21 protein-coding genes are annotated in these 21,638 nt (G+C 41.8%); 18 read left to right on the forward strand and 3 right to left on the reverse strand.

The window, feature by feature from the left end; all coding sequences use genetic code 11:
* The first annotated feature begins 31 nt into the window (after nt 1-31).
* From H148_RS0115720 to H148_RS0115765, 11 genes are all read left to right on the forward strand, one after another.
* Entirely contained in the window at nt 32-478 is a 447-nt protein-coding gene (locus H148_RS0115720; protein WP_029035651.1) for an RrF2 family transcriptional regulator, read from the forward strand.
* Between the two features lie 31 nt (nt 479-509).
* A complete protein-coding gene (locus H148_RS0115725) occupies nt 510-788 on the forward strand; it encodes a hypothetical protein (protein WP_029035652.1) in 279 nt (92 codons plus the stop codon).
* A gap of 100 nt (nt 789-888) precedes the next feature.
* Nucleotides 889-1,500, forward strand: coding sequence for a DUF6448 family protein (locus tag H148_RS0115730; RefSeq protein ID WP_029035653.1), 612 nt, complete (start codon nt 889-891; stop codon nt 1,498-1,500).
* Between the two features lie 55 nt (nt 1,501-1,555).
* Nucleotides 1,556-2,011 (forward strand): carboxymuconolactone decarboxylase family protein, encoded by a 456-nt coding sequence (locus H148_RS0115735; protein WP_029035654.1) that lies wholly within the window; start codon nt 1,556-1,558, stop codon nt 2,009-2,011.
* Nucleotides 2,012-2,020: 9 nt separating this feature from the next.
* Complete coding sequence (locus H148_RS18115) at nt 2,021-3,070, forward strand: NAD(P)/FAD-dependent oxidoreductase (RefSeq protein ID WP_211222999.1); 1,050 nt, start codon at nt 2,021-2,023, stop codon at nt 3,068-3,070.
* A gap of 3 nt (nt 3,071-3,073) precedes the next feature.
* Nucleotides 3,074-3,334, forward strand: a complete 261-nt coding sequence (locus tag H148_RS18750) for a hypothetical protein (RefSeq protein ID WP_211223000.1) — start codon at nt 3,074-3,076, stop codon at nt 3,332-3,334.
* A 47-nt stretch (nt 3,335-3,381) separates the two neighbouring features.
* A complete protein-coding gene (locus H148_RS0115745) occupies nt 3,382-3,717 on the forward strand; it encodes a hypothetical protein (protein ID WP_029035655.1) in 336 nt (111 codons plus the stop codon).
* A 201-nt stretch (nt 3,718-3,918) separates the two neighbouring features.
* Entirely contained in the window at nt 3,919-4,395 is a 477-nt protein-coding gene (gene azu, locus H148_RS0115750; RefSeq protein WP_029035656.1) for an azurin, read from the forward strand.
* A 167-nt stretch (nt 4,396-4,562) separates the two neighbouring features.
* On the forward strand, nt 4,563-5,024 hold the full coding sequence (locus H148_RS0115755; RefSeq protein WP_029035657.1) for a hemerythrin domain-containing protein: 462 nt from the start codon (nt 4,563-4,565) through the stop codon (nt 5,022-5,024).
* A 65-nt stretch (nt 5,025-5,089) separates the two neighbouring features.
* Nucleotides 5,090-7,822 (forward strand): aconitate hydratase AcnA, encoded by a 2,733-nt coding sequence (gene acnA, locus H148_RS0115760; RefSeq protein ID WP_029035658.1) that lies wholly within the window; start codon nt 5,090-5,092, stop codon nt 7,820-7,822.
* Between the two features lie 111 nt (nt 7,823-7,933).
* Complete coding sequence (locus H148_RS0115765) at nt 7,934-8,152, forward strand: hypothetical protein (protein ID WP_029035659.1); 219 nt, start codon at nt 7,934-7,936, stop codon at nt 8,150-8,152.
* Between the two features lie 114 nt (nt 8,153-8,266).
* Here the strand turns inward: H148_RS0115765 and H148_RS18120 are convergent, their stop codons facing one another.
* Nucleotides 8,267-8,665: a universal stress protein gene (locus H148_RS18120; RefSeq protein ID WP_245583441.1), complete on the reverse strand. Its 399-nt coding sequence runs from the start codon at nt 8,663-8,665 to the stop codon at nt 8,267-8,269.
* A 733-nt stretch (nt 8,666-9,398) separates the two neighbouring features.
* Here H148_RS18120 and H148_RS18420 point away from each other — a divergent pair.
* Both H148_RS18420 and H148_RS0115780 read left to right on the forward strand, forming a co-directional pair.
* Nucleotides 9,399-10,004, forward strand: coding sequence for a hypothetical protein (locus tag H148_RS18420; RefSeq protein ID WP_051286546.1), 606 nt, complete (start codon nt 9,399-9,401; stop codon nt 10,002-10,004).
* 67 nt (nt 10,005-10,071) lie between these two features.
* Nucleotides 10,072-11,427, forward strand: a complete 1,356-nt coding sequence (locus H148_RS0115780; RefSeq protein WP_156877277.1) for a hypothetical protein — start codon at nt 10,072-10,074, stop codon at nt 11,425-11,427.
* 363 nt (nt 11,428-11,790) lie between these two features.
* Here H148_RS0115780 and H148_RS0115790 read toward each other — a convergent pair whose 3' ends face one another.
* Nucleotides 11,791-13,074, reverse strand: a complete 1,284-nt coding sequence (locus H148_RS0115790) for a chloride channel protein (protein ID WP_029035662.1) — start codon at nt 13,072-13,074, stop codon at nt 11,791-11,793.
* Between the two features lie 275 nt (nt 13,075-13,349).
* Here H148_RS0115790 and H148_RS0115795 point away from each other — a divergent pair, with 275 nt between their 5' ends.
* Together H148_RS0115795 and H148_RS0115800 are read left to right on the forward strand one after the other, a co-directional pair.
* Complete coding sequence (locus H148_RS0115795; RefSeq protein ID WP_029035663.1) at nt 13,350-14,840, forward strand: MFS transporter; 1,491 nt, start codon at nt 13,350-13,352, stop codon at nt 14,838-14,840.
* A 24-nt stretch (nt 14,841-14,864) separates the two neighbouring features.
* A complete protein-coding gene (locus H148_RS0115800; protein WP_156877278.1) occupies nt 14,865-16,463 on the forward strand; it encodes an MFS transporter in 1,599 nt (532 codons plus the stop codon).
* Between the two features lie 119 nt (nt 16,464-16,582).
* Here the strand turns inward: H148_RS0115800 and H148_RS18425 are convergent, their stop codons facing one another.
* Nucleotides 16,583-17,278, reverse strand: a complete 696-nt coding sequence (locus tag H148_RS18425; RefSeq protein ID WP_051286548.1) for a hypothetical protein — start codon at nt 17,276-17,278, stop codon at nt 16,583-16,585.
* 429 nt (nt 17,279-17,707) lie between these two features.
* On the opposite strand from H148_RS18425, the gene H148_RS0115815 reads away from it, so the two are divergent.
* Genes H148_RS0115815 through H148_RS0115825 form a run of 3 tightly spaced genes read left to right on the forward strand, consistent with a single transcriptional unit; the run spans nt 17,708 to nt 21,633 of the window.
* Entirely contained in the window at nt 17,708-18,763 is a 1,056-nt protein-coding gene (locus tag H148_RS0115815) for a hypothetical protein (RefSeq protein ID WP_029035665.1), read from the forward strand.
* A gap of 21 nt (nt 18,764-18,784) precedes the next feature.
* Nucleotides 18,785-21,046, forward strand: coding sequence for a molybdopterin oxidoreductase family protein (locus H148_RS0115820; RefSeq protein WP_029035666.1), 2,262 nt, complete (start codon nt 18,785-18,787; stop codon nt 21,044-21,046).
* A gap of 17 nt (nt 21,047-21,063) precedes the next feature.
* Nucleotides 21,064-21,633 carry a 4Fe-4S dicluster domain-containing protein gene (locus H148_RS0115825; protein ID WP_029035667.1) on the forward strand — a complete coding sequence of 190 codons (570 nt, stop codon included), beginning with the start codon at nt 21,064-21,066 and terminating at the stop codon, nt 21,631-21,633.
* The last annotated feature ends 5 nt before the right edge of the window (nt 21,634-21,638 follow it).

The following is a 21,638-nucleotide window of genomic DNA, read 5'->3' on the forward strand; positions in this document are numbered from 1 at the left end:
TTGGATCATTAGACTGGTTAATATTATAAAAATGGTTTCAAAGTCCTGTAAATATGCTATTCGTGCAACAGTTTTTATCGCCTCCCGTGCCAATGCGGAAGAAAGGTTTGGCGTGAAGGAAATCGCTGCTGAGATCGAGGCGCCGCCAGCATTTACAGCAAAGATTTTGCGGACTTTGAGTAAATATAAGATCATTACATCTCTCAAGGGTCCTTATGGCGGTTTTTACTGTGAGAAGTATCAGCTTGATTTGGCGGTTTCAGAGATTGTCAATGCGATGGATGGTATGTCTGTATTTAAGGAATGCGTAATGGGCTTACATCAATGTTCTGATGCGCATCCCTGCCCTATGCATTACAAGTATGCCGGGACAAGAAATGAGTTAATGAAGACTTTTCAGGAAACATCTGTTGGTAGTCTTGCCGCAGATCTTTCAAAAGGTTCTGTTTTTATAAAGAATGAAGTTTTAGAAAATTGAATGATGGAGAAAAATATTAAAAATAAGAGCTATGAGTATTTACAACAACATAATCAAATTCCTTGAACAGCCAGAAGAAGAAACAAGAGATAGAGCACCTGAAGGTGTTTGCGCAATGTGCTGGGGCTACCAGGCATATGATAAAAAGATAAGGAAAGTTATTGAAGACAAACAGGTTGATGTAAACAACCATCGATTTAAGTACATGCGAATTCAAAAACTCCTGAAGGAACAAATCGAAGGGATCAGGTTAAAAAAAGGGAAAATTAACGATTGCCCCACCTGTGGAGGGGAGAGGAATAAAAAATAAACATTTTCAATAATTTCAAAAAAAGAAAAAATATAAAGTTATAAAGGATAAGATGATCCTTTTTAGATTTAAATAATGTATAAATATAAAAGAGAATAAAATGGAAAATAAAAAAACTAAAGTAGTGAGGAGCTCAAACAGCGTAGTATATCTTATCGGGTTGTTTATGGTGTTATGGATACTTCCCCAAAATGCCCTGGCACATTGTGACTCTTATGACGGACCGGTGATTCAAGATGCTTTAAAGGCGCTCGATCAAGATAATGTCACACTTGTTTACAAATGGATCAGTGAAGATCAGGAAGAAGAAATTTCAGATCTGTTTCAAAAGACTTTGAAATTTCAGAAGAAAGATAAGGAGGTGTACCAACTCCTGGAGAAACATTTCCTCGAAACTTTGGTCAGGCTGCACCGGGAAGGAGAAGGGGCGCCTTACACCGGATTAAAACCTGCAGGAACTACAAAACCTATTATTGTCATGACCGATGAGGCTCTACAGGACGAAGACCCTGAGACACTTTTCGGGAATTTAGAGAACCATATCGAAAAGGTGATACGAGAGAAGTATGACAAAGTCCTGCAACTGCGTCAGGTTCAAAATGAATCTGTACAACAAGGTCGTGCATACGTAGCCGCTTATGTTGATTATACTCACACAGTGGAGGCATTGCACGATGTAATTACACATGACACCGCAAAGCATAAGCATTAATGAAATAGGTTTCAATATTAATCAAAACAAAATTTAATAACATAAATAAATTACTATGGAAGAGAAAATCCAACATTCAAAGTTCACGTTATGTGCGATCAAAGGAATTCAGGAGCTGGATAACTGCCTTGATCATTGTACAATAGAACGTTCGTTACTGGAACTTATAAAACTCAGAGCTTCTCAGATATATGACTGCGAACAATGTAGGGAAATGCATACCCGGGAAGCCAGAACAACAGGATATACCCTGCAGCGATTATTTGCTCTAAAGAACTGGAGAGAATCTGATGAATTTAATGATAGAGAAAAAGCTGCCCTTGCATGGACAGAAGCTATCACTTCGTCCTCTCGCCAGGCTGCAGTAGATATCTTACATGATGATATCAGGAAGATTTTCGATGAACAGGAACTAGTCGCTATAACAATGGCGGTCACCACTGTTGATAGCTGGAGCAGGTTGTCATTGACAGTTCGTTCTTTCGAAGATCTTGCAGATGTTGGTGAATAAAGAAATCTTATGAAAATTGAACCAAGAAAGGTTGTAATTGTAGGTGGAGGGTTTGCCGGAATCTCTGTTGCTAATAGATTAAAACATTCTAGTGCAGAGATCACCATCATAGACAGGTCGAACCACCACTTATTTCAGCCGCTGTTGTATCAGGTCGCCACCGGAGGATTATCACCGGGAGATATTGCTGCTCCTATTCGCGCTATTTTCGGAAAGGACCGGAATATAAAAGTGCTTATGGGAGAGGTAAAAAGTATTGAGGCGAAAGAAAATGAACTAACTCTAATTAACGGAAACAAAGTGCAATTTGATCAACTGATATTGGCTCCTAGGGCGCAGGATAATTTTTTCGGGCATGAAGACTGGAAGCAATACGCGTCGGGACTCAAGACTTTAGGAGATGCTCTGCAAATTAGAGAACGTATTCTCCTCTCTCTGGAAGAAGCAGAACAGCTGGAGGATCCTGAGAAACGCCAGCCTTTCCTCACTTATGTCATTATTGGAGGTGGACCCACAGGTGTCGAAACTGCCGGAGCCATTGCGGAGATTGCCCGAACAAGTATGAGACGCAATTTCCGGAATATAAATGAGAATGAAGTGAAAGTTTATTTAGTGGAGGCTGCCTCAGAAATTCTGAATGGTTTTGCAAAACCCCTCAATGGAAAAGCACGGAAAATGTTAGAGAAACTCGGAGTGCAGGTGCTGCTGGAAACTCCGGTGATAAACATTGAAAGGGACCTGGTGCATTTAAAAGTGGGACGCATAAGTACACCAAATATAATTTGGGCGGCAGGAATAAAAGCATCTTCCCTCCTGGATTCCCTGCACGTAGAACAGGATAGAATGGGAAGAGTAGTGGTAAATAAGGATCTCAGTGTTCCTGGTTACCCAAATATTTTTGTTTTGGGGGATTCGGCACATTTTAAGGATGAACAGGGAGTGCCTTTGCCGGCGATGGCTTCTGTCGCTAAACAGCAGGGACAATTCCTGGGAACATTATTGTCAGTAGATTTCTTGCCTCTACCTAATAAATTCAAATTCAAATACGAGAATAAATGAACAATGGCAACCGTGGGAAGAGCGAAAGCCGTGGCAGAATTTAAAAGCTTTAAGTCCAGCAGTCTGTTCGCATGGTTCCTCTGGTCGGCGGTACATATACTGCTATTAGTAGGATTTCGTAACCGGATGCGTGTTTTTTCTGAATGGATGTGGCACTACCTCACTTTTAAACGTGGAGTGCAGTTAATAACCGACAGGACAAACTGCCATAATTGTGCCCCTAATACTATTAGAAAGACAGTCCTTCTCACCGGAAACTATTAATGATTGAAGTACCAGGAGCAAAATGTAAAATTTAAATAAACCGAGTTATGGAATCTTTAAAAATTCTGGGCCTGATTCACACCTATGGAGCTCTGCTATGGATTACTGTAATTGCAATAATAACTCTGAATTTATTCAGGGTTTTAAAGAAAGATGAATGGGGTAAACATCATACCCAATGGAGTGTTAAGCTTACTTTATTGGCCTTGATTACTTCAATTCTCATGGGATCCACCGGACTGGTCTTTTTGTACGAATGGGAAATATGGAACAGCATTAAGGAAGGAGACTTATGGTGGACGCATTCTATGATCCTTTCATGGATCCTGTTCAGCTTTGTTTTTTTCATGCTGGACCCTTTACTGCTGAGGAGGCTGGAATGAATTTTCCCTAATTTCCGGAAATTATAAAAGGTCGGTTTGATGATCTGGTTTATATAAAACGGCATCACAGAGCAGCTTTCCAACCTCTTAAGTGAAGACCTGATTTAACTGAATAATTTTAACCCGAGTAATAACAATTCCAAAGGAAATAACTGCCAAACTAAGTGCATCCCTTTGGAGAACAATTAACAATTAAAAAAGATGAACACACTTGTAACATTTTCAGCAGCTATTATTTTTGCCTTTAGCGGATTCACTTCCGAAGTGTCTAATGAAAAAAACCCTGCGGCGACCATTGAAATAGAACAGCCGGTAAGGACCATCGTCATTAATTCAAACGACCAGATGAGGTTCGACACCAATGAAATAAAAGTAAAAGCGGGAGAAAAAATTAAGCTTACTCTCAACCATACCGGTAAAATGGCGAAGAACGTCATGGGGCATAATTTCGTCCTTCTGACAAAAGGGACAGATGTGAACAAATTCGGTCGTGCTGCCATGGATGAAAAGGAGAACGAATACATCCCATCCACCGGGGTCATCGCTCACACTAAATTAATTGGTGGGGGAGAATCAACGACTATTGAATTTACAGCACCGGCAAAAGGAACTTACGATTTTGTTTGTAGTTTCCCCGGTCATTATTCCATTATGAAAGGTAAATTTATTGTGGAGTAAAAAGTTGTTCAATGAAAAAGTCGCAGACGGTCCTGATCGTCTGCGGCTTTTCTTTATTTAAAAAGGCAACAATTTAGCTTTCTTCTATGCCCCCGTGCCTGAAGAATGACTAACTTATAAAATTCAGAAAGATTGAACCCTTTAATAGGAGACCGAAAATAAGTACCATGGAAAAGAAGCCGATAAAACGAGATAAGAATATTCAACCCCTAAGTCGGGACCATCATCACACGCTGTTGCTGTGCTGGAAGATAAGAAAAGGTTTTTCGAAGGGGGTGGCGCCCAATCGAATGAAAACCTATTCTGACTGGTTCTTTGAAAGTCATGTCCTCCCGCATTTTAAGATAGAAGAAAAGTATCTGTTCCCTGTTTTAGGGGAAGATCATGATATGATAAAGAGGGCTCTTGCAGAACACCGCCGCCTGGAACGGTTGTTTAAGGATGAGAAGGATATCGTACGATCTTTAAGTCTGATTGAAGAAGAACTGGAACTGCACGTACGTTATGAGGAAAGGGAACTTTTTAATGAAATTCAAAAGCAGGCAAGGCCCGAGCAGCTGGAGGTGATCCTGGAAGTTCATAAAGATGAACGTTTTCAGGAAAATACTAGTGATGAATTCTGGAAATAGTGTAAATTGATTCTTTTTGTGTAAAAGCGAAATTCGCCATTTAACCCAATGAACAAGATTAAGTAATGGACTATAAAATTGCCTCTTTAAGAAAACTACAGGACAATGGTTTAAATGTAAAAAGACTTCCTTTCTCGATACGTATTTTACTTGAAAATGCCCTGCGCAACCATGATGGTTTTGCTATCACAGATGAACATCTGGATACGCTTTCCCAATGGAAAGCAGCAGGAACAGATAAGGAAATACCTTTTAAGCCTGCCAGAGTACTTATGCAGGATTTTACCGGGGTTCCTTCGGTTGTGGATATTGCTTCTCTAAGATCTGAAGTCATAAGAAAGGGAGGCGATGGTAATAAGATTAATCCTGTAATTCCTGTTGATCTCGTAATCGATCATTCGGTTCAGGTTGATTACTTCGGAACAAATTATTCTGAAGATAAAAATGTGGAACGGGAATATGAACGTAACAGTGAACGTTATAAACTGCTGAAGTGGGGTCAAAAAGGAATGGATAATTTTACCGTGGTACCTCCCGGAATGGGAATATGTCACCAGGTAAACCTTGAATATCTTGCGCAGGGAGTTATTCAAAGAGACGGATGGGTTTTTCCGGACAGTCTTGTAGGACTCGATTCTCACACTCCAATGGTCAACGGAATCGGAGTGTTAGGCTGGGGAGTTGGAGGTATCGAGGCAGAAGCCGCTATGCTTGGTCAACCGGTTTATTTTACCTGTCCGCAAGTGGTAGGATTAAAACTCACAGGCAAAATTCCCGAAGGTTGTACAGCTACAGATATGGTGCTTACAATTACGAGGTTATTACGGGATGTGGGAGTGGTTGGAAAATTCGTGGAAGTTTTCGGCGATGGCCTGGATCACCTTACAGTTACAGATCGGGCCACAATTTCCAATATGTCTCCTGAATTTGGGTGTACGGTCACCTATTTCCCGATAGACAACCGGACGCTCGAATATATGGAGAAGACCAACAGGTCGCGGGAACATATAGAGCTGGTAAAAAAATATTGCGAGGACAATCTGTTGTGGCGCACCGGTAATGAAAATATAGAATATTCAGAAATAGCTGAACTGGACCTTGGTAGTCTCAGGCCAACAGTTTCTGGTCCTAAACGCCCACAGGATAAGATCTTTGTGGAGGAGCTCGACACAAAGTTCCAGGAATTGCTGAAGGAGGAATTTCAAAGACATTATATTCCTCTTGAAGAACGCCAGGAACATCGTTGGCTTGCAGAAGGGGGTTCCCAAACCCAGTTTACCGACAATGAAGAACACCGTTCTCCCGATGTAACGGTGGAAAATGAAATGAAACTCCGGTCGGTTAAGATAAAACATAAAAACGCGGAGTACCATTTAAGTGATGGAAATATTGTTATTGCAGCTATTACCAGTTGCACCAACACCTCAAATCCTGCCGTGATGATAGGGGCAGGATTGGTAGCAAGAAAAGCTTTATCGAGAGGTTTGCGTACAAAAACCTGGGTGAAAACAAGTCTTGCTCCCGGTTCAAAAGTGGTGACCACTTATCTGAACCGCTCAGGATTATCTGAGGATCTTGATGCCCTCCGTTTCCATACCGTAGGTTACGGCTGTACTTCCTGCATAGGGAACAGCGGGCCTCTTCCGAAGCATATTTCAGATGCTGTGGAGGAGAATGAACTCGTAGTAGCATCTGTGTTATCGGGAAACAGGAATTTTGAGGCCAGGGTACATCCGCAGGTGAAAATGAATTTCCTTATGTCACCGATGCTTGTAGTTGCTTATGCGCTCGTGGGACGTGTAGATATTGATCTTATCAATGATCCGCTGGGTTACGATCCAAACGGTCTTCCGGTTTACCTTAAAGATATTTGGCCTACACAGGAGGAGATCAATCAAACGATCAAGGAAAGTATGAAGGTGGAAGACTTCAAACAGGTTTATGATGTGATCTTTGACGGTGAAGAGCAATGGAAAAACCTGTCTACCGCCGAAGGAAATGAATATATCTGGGAAGACAATTCCACTTACATTAAAGAAGTTCCTTTCTTTAAAGATCTTTCTGAAACACCCGAAGATCCCGGGGACATTAAAGATGCCCGGGTGCTTTTATTGCTGGGAGATTCTGTCACTACAGATCATATTTCGCCGGCCGGTGCATTTAGTGAAAATTCTGCAGCAGGAAAATATCTGAAAAGCAAAGGGGTGGAGCAGAAGGATTTTAATTCTTATGGCTCCCGCCGTGGAAATCACGAGGTGATGATGCGGGGGACATTCGCCAATGTGAGGATAAAGAATAAGATCACAGATAAAGAAGGTGGTTATTCCACCTATTTCCCCACTAATGAAACCTTGACCGTTTATGATGCGGCAATGAAATATGCTGAAGATAATACGTCACTCATAGTTATTTCAGGAAAAGAATATGGCAGCGGATCTTCCCGTGACTGGGCAGCAAAAGGAACTAATCTACTCGGAATAAAAATAGTACTTGCCGAAAGTTTTGAGCGCATTCACCGAAGCAATTTGATGCAAATGGGCGTCATGCCGCTGGAATTTATGAATGGGGAAAATTCAGAAAGACTGGGAATTAAGGGGGATGAAAAATTCACTTTTACAGGTATTTCCGAAGATCTTCACCCCGGCAAAATTATCAGGGTTTCAGCAGAGAGAGAAAATGGTGAGAAAATAGAATTTGAAACCAAATCCCGTCTGGATTCAGAAATAGAAATTGCTTATTATCGTAATGGAGGTATCCTGCAATATATTCTGAGACAATTTTTGAAAGAAGCGAAGTAATTTTAATTTAAGTTCCAGGTCTGTTTTATCCTCCTGTATTACAGGTTTATGAACTTAAAACGACAGCAGAATTATTAAATAAGGTAAATTCTATTTTACAATAAAAACATCATGGGGAGACCTGCTACTAAACCGAAAGACCTGAAAGATGGTTATTATATTGAAGTCAGGAACAAAAACCAGAAATCTGGTGTGAAAATTCGGAGAGATACCATAGACCAGCTTCAAATGGCTATTGATGAATATAAAGAAAATAAGGAAGTTGTTATTCTGGGGAAACAGGAAAATGGGGAAATGAAGGATATTCCTGAATTCGGTGTCGAACTTTAGCTTCCTAAAATGTAAGAAGGAGGCACAATTTTTTGACCTGTTTCTAGAAACAATTCCGGGTTTGTGAAGATTATTACATTATTGGCACTGCCAGAAGAGGTATTTACAATTCGTCTATAAGATCTTTTTTTTGTTAGCGGTAAAAAGTTCATATAGGAAATCCTTTTTTCGGTGCCCTGCGATTACGATGTCTATTCCATGTTCTTCTACTTTTTTCCTGATAGCTTTGGTGACAGATCCTTCCACTATAAAACCTTCTGCAGGAATACCATGATCCTTTTTAATTTCGGTAACGCATTGCTTAACAAAAGCAGCTTCCTTTTTTTGCTCCTCAGCTCTTTCGTCGTACACATATTGGGGGCCGCTTTCGCGGGCAAGGAAATCATCGGGATTTGATTCGGTGACATGAGAGATCCAGATTTTGCCATCACTCAGTTTTGCCAGTTTTACAGCCTGAGCGATTAATTGATCAGCATGTTCAGGATTTCCGAGAGCCACAAGTATATTCTTCATAAGATAAGGTTCAATTAACTTTAAAGGAAGCAAAAAAAGCTAATTTGCAAATCCTGTTTTCTGGTGGATGTGGTGTGGAATTGTAATCTGTGACGATCTCTATTCTATTTTGTCCCTAAGGGGTCACGTGATTGATACGTAACGCACTTATAATAAATTGGTTGCGTGTTTTTTAAGGTTTTGTACCGCCCAATGTGCGGCCGTTTTCTATGATATTAAATGTTCATGGTCATAGAATTTATCCTCGTTAAAACTTTCTTTGTCATATAAAGTTTCATTTTATACTGGGTAGTACCCGAAGTTTAGGGAACGCCAGGATATAAGTTTGAACTACTAAAATGAAACAGGAAAGAACTCAATTTTATGGAAGAAGACGCAGAGTTCACAATGGTAGCTGATCTTTAAATTTTATTTATAGGAGTACATGCTGTTCATTCTACTTATTACCTTAAAATATCTACTATTCTGCCGAAGACGCAGCTTGCAGGGCGAAACATAATTTACGGGAATATCAACTGTCTTTTGCAAGAAACTGGCACGGAAGTAGGATTTTGAACAACTTTTTATTCATTTCATAAAGCTGCTAAAAGATTTTATTTACGATTCAAGTTCATTCAAAAGTGTAAAATAAGTATAGGATAATTTTGATATTATGAAATGTTTAGCACTCTAAATTTTAAATAAGTACAGCATTCATTTAAATTGGTTGAAACCAAACCTAAAGCCTTTTACAATGAAAAAAATAGTTTTATTATTTACTTTTCTATTTACAGTTAGTTCTTCTTTCATTGCTTGCCGCGATAAGGTAGAAGAAGCTGAGCCGATTCCTGAATATGACACCGAGTTAGAACCGATTGATGATGAGGTCGTGGTAAGCCGCTTCGGTGACTATGATCTTGATGATGATGGTTTGTGGAGCTCAGATGAATTTGGTGAAGCCTACGACGAAGACTGGACCGTCTGGGATGTGGATGCAGACGGTTATCTTGATGATAACGAATTCTATACAACCTACTACGGCTGGGTAGATACGGATGACGACAATCTCATTAGTGAAGATGAGTGGAACGTGGGTTATACTTATCTTTACGAAGATTATGCTGCCATCGGAGATTTTGGAGAATATGATCTTGACGACGACGGATTTCTTGATGATGATGAATGGTTGGAAGGATGGGGTGACTCAGTCTGGTTCAAGAACTATGATTTAGACGATGATGGCCTCGTGGGAAATGATGAATGGGATGAGGGACTTTTCGGTCTTTGGGATGAAGATGAGGATGGATTTTGGGATGAGGACGAATATAATACCTACTCGGTTTACTACGACACTTGGTAATTATCGTTAGAAAAGGTAGGTTAGATTATGGTCTTCAATTTCTCAAACAAAGAATTAAAAAAACAGTATGATGAATAAACCAATCCATTATTTAACAATCATACTTTTATTTGTTTTGAATTCCTGCAAGGTGGATAAAGAAACGTATAACCGTCAGTCGGGTGACTACGCACTCTCTGAGTCGGTAGACATCCAGATCATGGGCCGGACCGGGGAGAACATCAAATTCGGCAACTTTTTCAGTGATACGACGATAGTCCGGTCGGGCGATCGGGCTGCAGGTGACGGTACAGGTTTCGGTGACTTTCGCGTAACGCTCCCCGTAAATATTGAGGTAAACGACTCCCAGGACATGACTTTAAACATTGAAGACATCTTTGGTGATAATAAATTCACCTGGCAGCGCCTCAAATCGCTGAGCGATCAGGCTCGCCGTGTCGGTGGAAATTTTGAGGTGGACATGCCCGTGGTCATTCGTGTATCCGACAGCAGGGGTATCGAGATCGACCTGGAAGATATTTTCAGTGACAACTCCTTCACCTGGACGGTCAACAAGCCCGGCGAAGCGGATAGTAACATCGACGTAGGTCTACTTGGCGGCGGGGTAGGCGGCCCTTTCCGGGTTGTGATGTCGGTGACGGTTGAGGTGTTCGACAGTGAGGATGTTGGGATCGATGTCGAAGACATTCTCTGCGATATGGATTTCACCTGGAACGGTGGCGCGCAGAGTTCGGCCGCCTTCATCGGTGGATCGATGGATATCGAGGTTCCCCTAACGTTTCGGGTAGAGCGCAGCGAGCGGGTCAGGATTAACCTCGAGGACACTGCAGGGGATATGATTCTTGATTGGACCGCGGGGAGTAGCGAAGTTGTTGGAGGCCCGATGTTTTACGACGTACCCACGCATTTCATCGTCGTCAATAGCCGCGACGTGAACATCGACTTCGAGGATCAGGCCGGCGACAACATTCTCAACTGGGTGCTCGAGGAGGAAAACTCTACGCCGCCAGAGTTGCATAGCACAGTAACTGCCACTAGCTCGGCGGTGTTTAGAGTGACAGACGACAGTGAGGGAGTAAAGATCAACAGCGAAGACTTTTTTAGTGATAACATTTATGTGTGGAAAGGCCGGTTTTCAGAGGAGGCCCGCTCCGACCTGGATGGATCCGTCTCAGTTTCGGCGTCGGCGATTTTTAAGGTAGAAGGCAGCCAGGATGTCAATATCGACGCAGAGGATGTCTACGGCGACAACATATTCGCCTGGTCGCCACCCGAAATCAATCAAGCATCGCCCCTCCCGGCTTCGGTTTACGAGATTTTTGGAGACGTGCAACGCAATGTAGTACGCAGCGACTCGGTGACCATCGAATTTGCGAACTTGAGCCAGGGTAACCAATACCTCTGGGGGCCTGCACCGGAATAAGTAAATTCAATTACGAAGGGGGAATTTAGGCCCTGATATTGATTTGCCGCGCGAGGTGGTGAAGTGCCGGTGGCGGGCGTCGCCAAACATCTCGCACTCTACATTCTAGATCAGGGCAATACCAAACAGGGTCGGTTAATATCCGTTTCAGCAGTAGGATTATTTTAAATTTTTTCCCTTAAAATCCTATTGCATTTAGTGCTTGTAAATTGTTGCTTTTTAACTGGTGCTTCATTTTCAACGAATTCACTTTCCGGGAGGTTTCTAACTCGGATTTCTCGTAAACTACAGAGAAATGATCTGCGTCATCTGCGGGAAAAGATTTTTCTCTTACGAATTCAAAATTAGTTCTAAATCCTGTTATCACTCTTGAGTTTTTACTTTTTGGGTCATTTGGGAAGAGATGAACGGTATTCTTGGTGCCAGAAAATATCCTGTGAGGCTGGCAAAAAGGATTGGGATGAAATAGGTAAATCCTGTAAGGGTTGCCAACAGGATTGTTGTACTCATTGGGGTCCTGGTAACACAGGCATTGATCCCGGCCATACAGGAAATTATTGCCAGCGCAGGATCTACAGAGGGAAAAAGTTTATGTATTATTAAACCTAAAGTTGCACCTACAAAAAAAAGGGGAATAATGAATCCACCTCTCCAGCCCGAGGTTACGGTGATGGCAATAGCAAGTATTTTAAATGCTAATATTGCTGCTAAAAATTCCAGGGAAAGTTCGGTCAATAACAGCTCATTGATCTGGTGATGTCCAAAGTATCTTGTGAGCGGAAAGAAATAAGCAATTAGCCCTAGTGCAAGTCCTCCTAAAAAAGTTTTTATAAAGATCGGGGAGACAAGCTTGCTGAACATCCCTTTTAAAAATTTGGTACAAAAAATGAATATCCAGCCAAAGGCAGTGGCAGCAACTGCGAATACAACAGCATAGGCAAAATCAAATTTATCCTGCATCTCATAAGTGGGGAGATCCCAAATGGGACCAAGTCCTAAATGAACAATAAGTGCAAAGATGATATAGCTGAAACAGCTGGCAACAAAGGCAGGGATGATCGCCTGGTAATACTCGGCTGCATGTTTATGGTGCAGAATTTCCAGAGAAAACAAGCTGCCACCCAGTGGTGCCCCGAATAGAGCTGTAAAGCCCGAAGCCATCCCGGCAATGGTCATTGACCTGAAGTCTTCTCCTTTTAGCCGTAATACCTTCCCAAACCAGGAGCCGGTAGAACCGGTGACCTGCACCAAAGGTGCCTCGGGTCCAAGGCTTCCGCCCGAGCCTACGCAGAGTAGAGAGGAAAGTACCATAGAAAAATTATTCCGGTAATCTAATTTGCCTTTGTTAAACCTGATATTGTTTACTATGAGATCTATTTCCCCCGGGTCTCCAAAGAAGTAAATGATGAAACCTGCGAATAATCCCGAGAGGGCCATTACAGGCACTACCTGCCAGCCTTCAAAAATGGCTAAACCGTGCATGAGCATTTCCAGCACGATCCAGTAAACACCCGAAATAATACCTCCAATGATCCCCAGCAGGGCCCAAAGAAGGAAATTCCTGCTGAAAACAAAGGGACTAAACCGTATGGGCTGGTCCAGGATGTTGAGGTAGTTGACTAACCTTCGTCTGTTTTTAATTTTCAAACTGCAAATTTGAGAGTGCTTGATGTAGGTTTGGAAATTCAGGAGCGGCAAGTTATAGATTTTTTAAAAAAAGCCCGCTAAGGGAGGTGTCTTATAATTTTTTCAGGATTTTATCTTTTTATTATTTTGAACAGGGATTGATATAGAATCTTTTAATTATTAGCATCTTCAGGAAGATATTTATAACTTTAAATCATGTAGAAATGATTAAAATCATTTTTTCTGCGACTTGTATCGGATAGTTTCGCAACCTCAAATCTAAGACAAAGATCTATATGGCGGCACCAGGCTTTACTGCTCACAAAATGCTTTTTTTGAATACCCTGGCTTTTACTTTCTGTTTTGCAGCCTGGATGTTTAATGGTGTTACCGTTACCTTTCTTGTTGATAACGGAGCTTATGACTGGAATTCAGTACAGGTTGGGTGGTTACTGGGAATTCCGGTCCTTACCGGAGCAATTTTTCGATTGCCCGTAGGAATCCTTACTGATAAATATGGTGGGAAATGGGTTTTTGGAGGTCTGTTAGTATTGAGCGCCATACCTATGTTCTTGTTGAGCTATGCAGATTCCTTCTGGGAATTTGCCTTGTATAGCTTTGGGTATGGTCTTACAGGAGCGGGCTTTGCTGTAGGAATAGCCAACACATCTATTTGGTACGATAAAGATTGGCAGGGAAGAGCCCTCGGAATTTTTGGTGCCGGAAATGCAGGTGCTGCCCTTACCACTTTATTTGCTCCAACAATTCTGGAGAATCTTACAAATAATGGAACCGATATAGAGAACTGGAGAATGCTTCCGGTGATCTATGCTGCAGTACTTATTTTAATGGCTATAGTTTTTGTGGTTTTTGCACAAAATAAGAGACCTGAGACGCAGCGGACCATGAAAAAGCTGCTGAAGCCTTTACGAAATATAAGAGTATGGAGGTTCGGCCTTTATTATTTTCTTGTTTTTGGATGTTTTGTAGCCTTTTCACAATGGCTGATGCCTTACTATGTCAATGTATATTATCTGCCTTTGGTTACCGCCGGAATTTTAGCTGCCGCCTTCAGTTTTCCTTCAGGAGTTATCAGAGCTCTGGGTGGGTGGATGTCAGATAAATGGGGTGCACGTAAGGTGATGTACTGGGTCTTAGGTTCCTCTGTAGTTATTAGCTTCTTGTTGATCTTTCCAAAGATGGAGATCTATTCTCCCGGAAACGGGATCATGGCAAAACAGGCGGGAGAGGTGACTCAGGTTTCCGAAGAAAGAATAGTAGTAGGGGGCACAGAATATGAATTGATCGCCAGGGATGAAACCAATTTTGAGGAAGTGAATAAAGATTTCGTGTTTCCCAGAAAAGAAATGTGGCAGGAGCCGGTGGTCGAGGAAGGACAACAGGTGCAAAAGAAAGAGCTTCTTGCCAGTGGAGAAACCAAAATATTTTTCCAGGCCAACGTATGGGTATTTACTATTCTGGTCATAATCCTGGGAAGTATTTGGGGAATTGGGAAGGCCGCAGTCTATAAGCATATTCCGGAATATTTTCCCGAGGAAGTGGGTGTAGTGGGAGGAATGGTAGGTGTGCTTGGAGGCCTGGGAGGGTTTGTTTGCCCAATCATCTTCGGGTATTTGCTGGATGGCACAGGTCTCTGGACCAGTGGCTGGATGTTTACGCTGTTTATATCGGCCATCTGTCTCTGGTGGATGCATCGCACAATACAAAAAATGATGCATAGGGAGCAGCCAAAACTTATGCGACAAATTGAATCAAAAAAAGAATAATTGTAAGCTGAAAAATATTTCATTATGAAGACCAATATTGAAAAATGGGAAGTTGAAAATTCCGACTTTTGGGAAAAGACAGGGAAAAAAGTAGCTACCAGAAATCTCTGGATCTCTATTCCCGCACTTCTACTATCCTTTGCAGTCTGGATGATGTGGAGTATTATCACCACGAAAATGAAAGAATTCAATTTTCATTTTGGAATGATCACCCCCGGGATGTCTGAAGATATGATTAGACAGCAACTTGCAGAAATTAATAACCTGTATTATACGTTGCCTGCCATAGCAGGACTTGCCGGAGCTACTCTTCGTATTCCCAATTCTTTTCTTATAGCTCTTGGTGGGGGGCGCAATGTTGTCTTTACTACAACGGCTCTTCTTTTGATCCCGGCTATTGGGGTTGGCATTGCTTTGGGAGATCAAAATACTTCTTATCTCACTTTTGCCGTACTGGCATTGCTTTCAGGCTTTGGGGGCGGAAATTTTGCGTCTTCAATGAGTAACATAAGTTACTTCTTTCCAAAAAAGGTTCAGGGAACATCGCTTGGTCTAAACGCGGGTATAGGAAACCTGGGAGTAGGAGTTATGCAGAAATTGATCCCCTGGGTAATGGGAATTTTCCTTTTTTCGGCAGTTGCCAGCAATGGAGAGGTTGTAGTTAATGAGCCTTTGGCTGGTTTGCAGAATGCCGGTTGGGTATGGGTGCCGTTACTGATAATTGCCGCTCTTGCTGCTTTCTTCGGAATGAATAACGTGATCACAGGTACTCCAAAACTTCCGGGCACATTGCAGGGAATAGGAAAAACCCTGTTCATGGTAGGTATCGGAGTGCTTTCAGCAGCTATAGGTTCTTATCTATTGGTCGGACTGGAAGTTAATATGTGGATCGTACTTCCGGTGGTTATTATTCTTACTGTGCTCTTAATGAAATTCCTGAGTCCGAAGGATATTAAACAAAGTCTTGACAAACAATTTTCCATACTGAGTGATAAGCATAACTGGATCATGACTATTATCTATACCATGACCTTTGGATCTTTTATTGGTTTTTCGGCGGCATTTCCTAAACTCTCACAGGATATATTCGTTTATACAGATCCTTCCAATCCGCAATATGTTAATCCTAATGCACCCGATTTTCTTACATGGGTTTTTATCGGGCCCATGTTAGGTGCTCTCGTAAGACCGGTAGGAGGGTGGCTTTCTGATAAAATCAACAGCGGTTCCCGAGTCACTACCTTTAGCACCCTGGCTCAGGTGGCAGCAACTATTGCCGTGGCATATTTTATTATTCAGGCCAAGGATAGCCCAAATCCGGAAGAATACTGGTGGCCGTTCTTTGCCTGCTTTATGGCGCTTTTCATTACCACAGGTATTGGTAATGGTTCCACCTTTAGAAGTGTTCCTTATATCTTCAGCAAGGAAAAAGCAGGACCTGTATTGGGCTGGACTTCGGCTATTGCTGCTTATGGAGCTTTTATTATTCCGCAGGTCTTTGGTCAGCAGATCCAGGCTGGGACACCTGAATATGCATTGTATGGCTTCGGAATTTATTATATCATCTGCCTTGGCTTGAACTGGTGGTACTATGACAGACCGAACTCCGGGATAGATTGTTAATCCTGATCTTATTTGAGAAAGTATAAACACCTCTCCATTTGAAAGTGGAGAGGTGTTTGATTCTGCAGAAAGTAGAATGATTATTAGAGTACAAATTTTATCATAAAATGAAAGATTTTCTACTCTTCACTTAATTCTGCACATCCTATTGGTAGAGTTACATGGGCCGGGAGGCCTTTTACACTCTGTACAGTTTTAGGAACCGAATTTTCCTGCACTCCGTGAATGAGATAAGTAAACTGGCTGAAATCCAATTGGTCCAAATTAAATTTTTCATTAAAAGAGCCTCTTAGTTCGTTGAGGTCTACTGTTTGTTGATAGGAGATATTTCCGTTTTCATCAGCGGTCGGATAAGTTTGAGTATCAACTTCCATGTTTGGCGGGTTGTTATGAAATGGGATCATGGTGACACCCGCGACATTGTAAGCTTCAGTTATATCAACTAATCCGTCGCCATTAGTGTCGGCGGCGGGATCAGGACAATTCATGTCCTTACCGTCCTTTGAACCGTGAAGGTGCTGAAGGTGCATCATATTGGGTTCGAGTCCGCTTGCTTCAACAGTGATTAGCAACTGGTCTCCCTGTACTTCCAGTATCACATTTCCTGAAGCATTTCTGTCCTGGTTAGCACTTTCATTCAGGGATGAAATCTGACCCCGATAAGTTTTTTCAGGAATTACTTCTGTTTCAGTCTGCATTTGCAGAACCTGGTCTTCTGTCTCTTGTTGACGGTTGTTTTGATTACAGGAAGTAAAGAAGAATCCAATAAATAGGATCATTACCAATACTTCCAGAAGTGTTTTAATATTTCTCATAAGATAATGTTGTAAATGTTTTTTTCTAAATTATCACAAAACTTGCTTAAAATGAAATGCTTTGGGATAAAAACTGTATTAAAAATTATTAAGAACAAGTTTTTCTTCACTCAATCTTATTGCATGAAAATATTCAGAAAAAGATATCGGTGAGATTTTTCAAAAAGCCCTTAGTTGCTGTTGTTGAAGCAGATTTCCTGGTGATCTGAGGCAAAACATGATCTTCGTCATATTTTTTCCATAGGCTGATGTACATCTTTGCCCGACAATTTTTTTAGGCAATAAAGGTTTTCGTTAATTAAATCTTAAGCCCTTGATAATTTAGACTTGGTTTAAATTAAACGGATTCATGCCTGATTTTTAAGTTCAATGTTCTAAAAATTATATTTTAGAGCAAGTAAAAAAACCTGAGTTTAAAGAATTAAGCTTATGTACAGATTATTTAAAACTTTAAACAAAGTAGCCTTATTAAAGGCGACAATAGCCGCGGTGCTTACTATAATTCTGGTGCTCATAGGCTCTCGAAATCTTCAGAATTTCGATCCGGCGCTTATCGCATATTTAATCGGAACCGTTTTTGCCATTTTTGGAGTAGCTTACCGTTATTCTGTGTGGATCCAGCGGCCACCAACAAGATTGTACTGGCGCAGGAGTATGCAGTTTCTTTTTAGCAAATATTTCTTTCCCTATCTGTGGCGCTCAACAAAATTATTCTTTAAGAATATTCTGGCGCAGAGGTTTATCGCCCATCGCAGCAGGACCCGATGGTTTGGTCACTTTATGTTGGCCACCGGGTGTTTACTGGCCTTCGCAATTACAATTCCTCTAACTTTCGGGTGGATACATTTTGTGCTGAAGCCCGGAGATGATACCACTTATTATGCTCTGCTGTTCGGTTTTGAAGCAGGATCCTTTCAGTTAGGTTCACCTTTAGCCTTTATAGCTTTTCACGGACTTGTGTGGTGCTCGGTCCTGGTAACTATAGGAGCAATTATTATGATGAAAAGAAGGTTTACAGATGGAGGCCTTATTGCTACACAGACTTTGGAGAATGACTGGCTCCCATTAATTCTGCTTATTGCAATTTCTGTAACGGGATTGGGTATTTCTTATGATTATACCTTTTTAGAGGGGAAGACTTACCAGTTCATGGCAGTGACCCATGCTATTACAGTAATTCTTTTTTTAGTGTGGTTACCCTTCGGAAAATTTTTCCACATATATCAGCGCTTGGCGCAATTAGGGGCTAACCTGTATAAAACAGAAGGAACACGCCGTGGGATGGCGGTTTGTCCACACACTCAAAAAGAATTCGCTACTGAAACTCACGTCAAGGATCTAAAATATGTAACGAAAGAACTTGGTTTTAACTATGAGAAAGCCAATGGCACAAACCACCTGGATTTAAGTCCTGAAGGAAAAAGATCGGCTTTAGCAGTAGCGCATTTAAAAGCAAGAAAAGAAGGCGGAAAATTGTTCGGTTAACAATATCAGAAAAGAGAAAAAATGGCAAAACTTCCTGTTTCCATAGACAAAATTATAGAGGACTTCGGACCTCACAAAGCTTATGCCCCACAAACAGGTTTTCAGGGAAATAAGGAACCTGATAAACTGGTGAAAACGCATTGTTGTTACTGCGGAATGCAATGTGGAATAAAATTAAAGGTAAAGGATAATAAGATCGCAGGATTTGAACCCTGGGAAGAATTCCCTTTTAACGAGGGGAGATTATGTCCCAAAGGAGTGATGCGCTACATGCAGAACAACCATCCCGACAGGTTAATGGATCCTATTGAGCGGGTAGAGGGAAAAGGCTTTAAACCGGTGGATTGGGAATATGCAATGTCCCGGACTGTAAATGAAATAAAAAGGATTCAGGAAAAGTACGGGAAGGATGCTTTCGCAATGCTCTCGGGAGTTTCTCTTACCAATGAAAAGAGTTACATGATAGGCAAATTTGCCCGTGTAGCCTTAAAAACAGCCAATCTTGATTATAACGGCCGCCTCTGTATGGTAAGTGCAGGGGGAGGAAATAAAAAAGCTTTCGGGCTTGACAGAACCTCCAACAGTTGGGCCGATCTTAAACATGCAGAAGTCATTATAGTTGCGGGTGCCAACATAAGCGAAACTTTCCCCACCCTTACACATTATATATGGCAGGCAAGGGATAATGGTGCGAAGTTGATCGTTGTGGATCCGCGAGTGATCCCACTGGCACGTACTGCAGACCTGCATCTTCCAATAAGACCGGGAGGAGATTCTGCACTTTTTGGAGCCATTCTAAAGATCATGGTAGACAATGACTGGCTGGATCACGATTTTATAGATAATTATACCTCCGGATTTCAGGAAACCATAGATGCTGTAAAAGATTATGATCTGGATTGGGCCGAAGAACATACCGGAATCCCGAAAGATATGATCTACCAGGCTGCGGAAATGTGGGGGAAAGCTAAAACCAGTTTTTTATTACATGCACGCGGAATTGAACACCATACTAAAGGTGTCGAAAATGTGCTCAGCTGTATAAATATTGTTTTGGCCTCCGGAAGAATAGGACGCCCTTATTGCGGCTATGGGACCATTACCGGTCAGGGTAACGGACAGGGAGGAAGAGAGCACGGTCATAAATGTGATCAGCTGCCTGGCAACAGGGACATTACCAATCCCGAACACAGGAAATATATTTCTGAAGTGTGGGGGATCAACGAACCGGATATGCCCGGTAAAGGTCTTACCGCATATGAACAAATTGAAGCTATACATCGTGGAGAAATAAAAGGGATGATCTCCATTTGTTTCAATCCGCTGGTATCTTTGCCTAACAACAATTTTGTACGGGAGGCTCTTGAAAAACTGGAATTCTATGTTAATATTGACACTTTTCTTAGTGAAACGGCCCGCCATGCAGACATAGTTCTTGCAGGCTCCCTGCATGAAGAGGAGGAAGGAACGGTAACTACTGCCGAAGGAAGAGTGGTTAAAATTAATGAAGCCATTACACCTCCCGGCAACACAAGAAGAGATGGAGAGATCCTTATGGACCTTGCGGCCAGATTGGGGGAAGGGGATAAGTTCAGTTACCCAACCAGTGAAGATATATTCAATGAATTAAGAGTGGCCTCAAAAGGGGGTACAGCTGATTACTACGGAATTACCTATCAAAAAGTAGTTGATAATATGGGAGTATTCTGGCCCTGTAAGAGCCTTGATCATCCGGGAACTCCAAGACTGTGGGAAGACAAAAAATTTGAAACTCCCGACGGGAAAGCGCATTTCAACCCGGTAAAATACAGACCGGCTTCCGAAATGCCAAATAAAGAGTATCCCGTGGTACTTACGACAGGCCGGGTGGTATCCCAGTATTTAAGTGGTACTTCAACCCGAAGAATAGGGAAGTTAATTGACCAGTATCCCGAACCCTTACTGGAGATACATCCAAAACTGGCTTACCAGTACGGTATCGAAAATCATGATCTAATCACCGTCAAAACCCGGAGAGGGGAAGCAGAATTTCCTGCACATGTAGTGGAAACAATTCGGGAAGATACGGTCTTCATTCCCTATCACTGGGGAGGAAAAGCTTCTGCTAACCAATTGACCATTGACAACCTGGACCCCACTTCCAAGATCCCGGAATATAAAGTCTGTGCATGTCAATTGATCAGGACCGGGAAAAAGGGATCTCAACATCGAACTGACACAGCCTATCAAAGCTGGACTAAAAATAATAATGAGGAATCAGAAATTGAAAACCAAAAAGTTTAATAGCTAAAAACCAAATTATGCCGGAAACAAATTATGACCAGGAAATGGCCTTTTTCGTAGACATGCAACGCTGTATAGGTTGCCAGGCCTGCGTGATGGCCTGTGCTGAATGTGAAACGAATGGGCAGGAAAGTATGATCCATGTGAACTATGTAGACAGGAAAAAAAGTCCGCAAACTACGGTTCAGGTGTGTATGCACTGTGAGGATCCAACCTGTGCGAATGTTTGTCCGGCAGATGCTATTCATCAGGATGAGTTTGGTGTAGTGCATTCCGCTAATACTTCCAGGTGCATTGGATGTTCCAATTGTGTATTGGCTTGTCCTTTTGGAGTTCCCAAGAAAATGGAAGAAGCCGAATTGATGATGAAATGTAACTTATGTTATGACAGGACCAGTGCCGGAAAGAAACCTATGTGCGCTACAGTTTGTCCAAGTCAGGCTTTATTCTACGGAACAAGAGCTGAAATTGAAAAAATGCGGCCCGATAGTGAGCCGGTAAATTCCTTCTTTTTTGGACAACAGGAAGTTAACACGAAAGTTAACGTCATGATGCCAAAAGGAACACAATCATTACTTATTCCATAAATTAA

The organism is Salinimicrobium terrae DSM 17865 (genome assembly GCF_000424665.1).
Taxonomy (GTDB): domain Bacteria; phylum Bacteroidota; class Bacteroidia; order Flavobacteriales; family Flavobacteriaceae; genus Salinimicrobium; species Salinimicrobium terrae.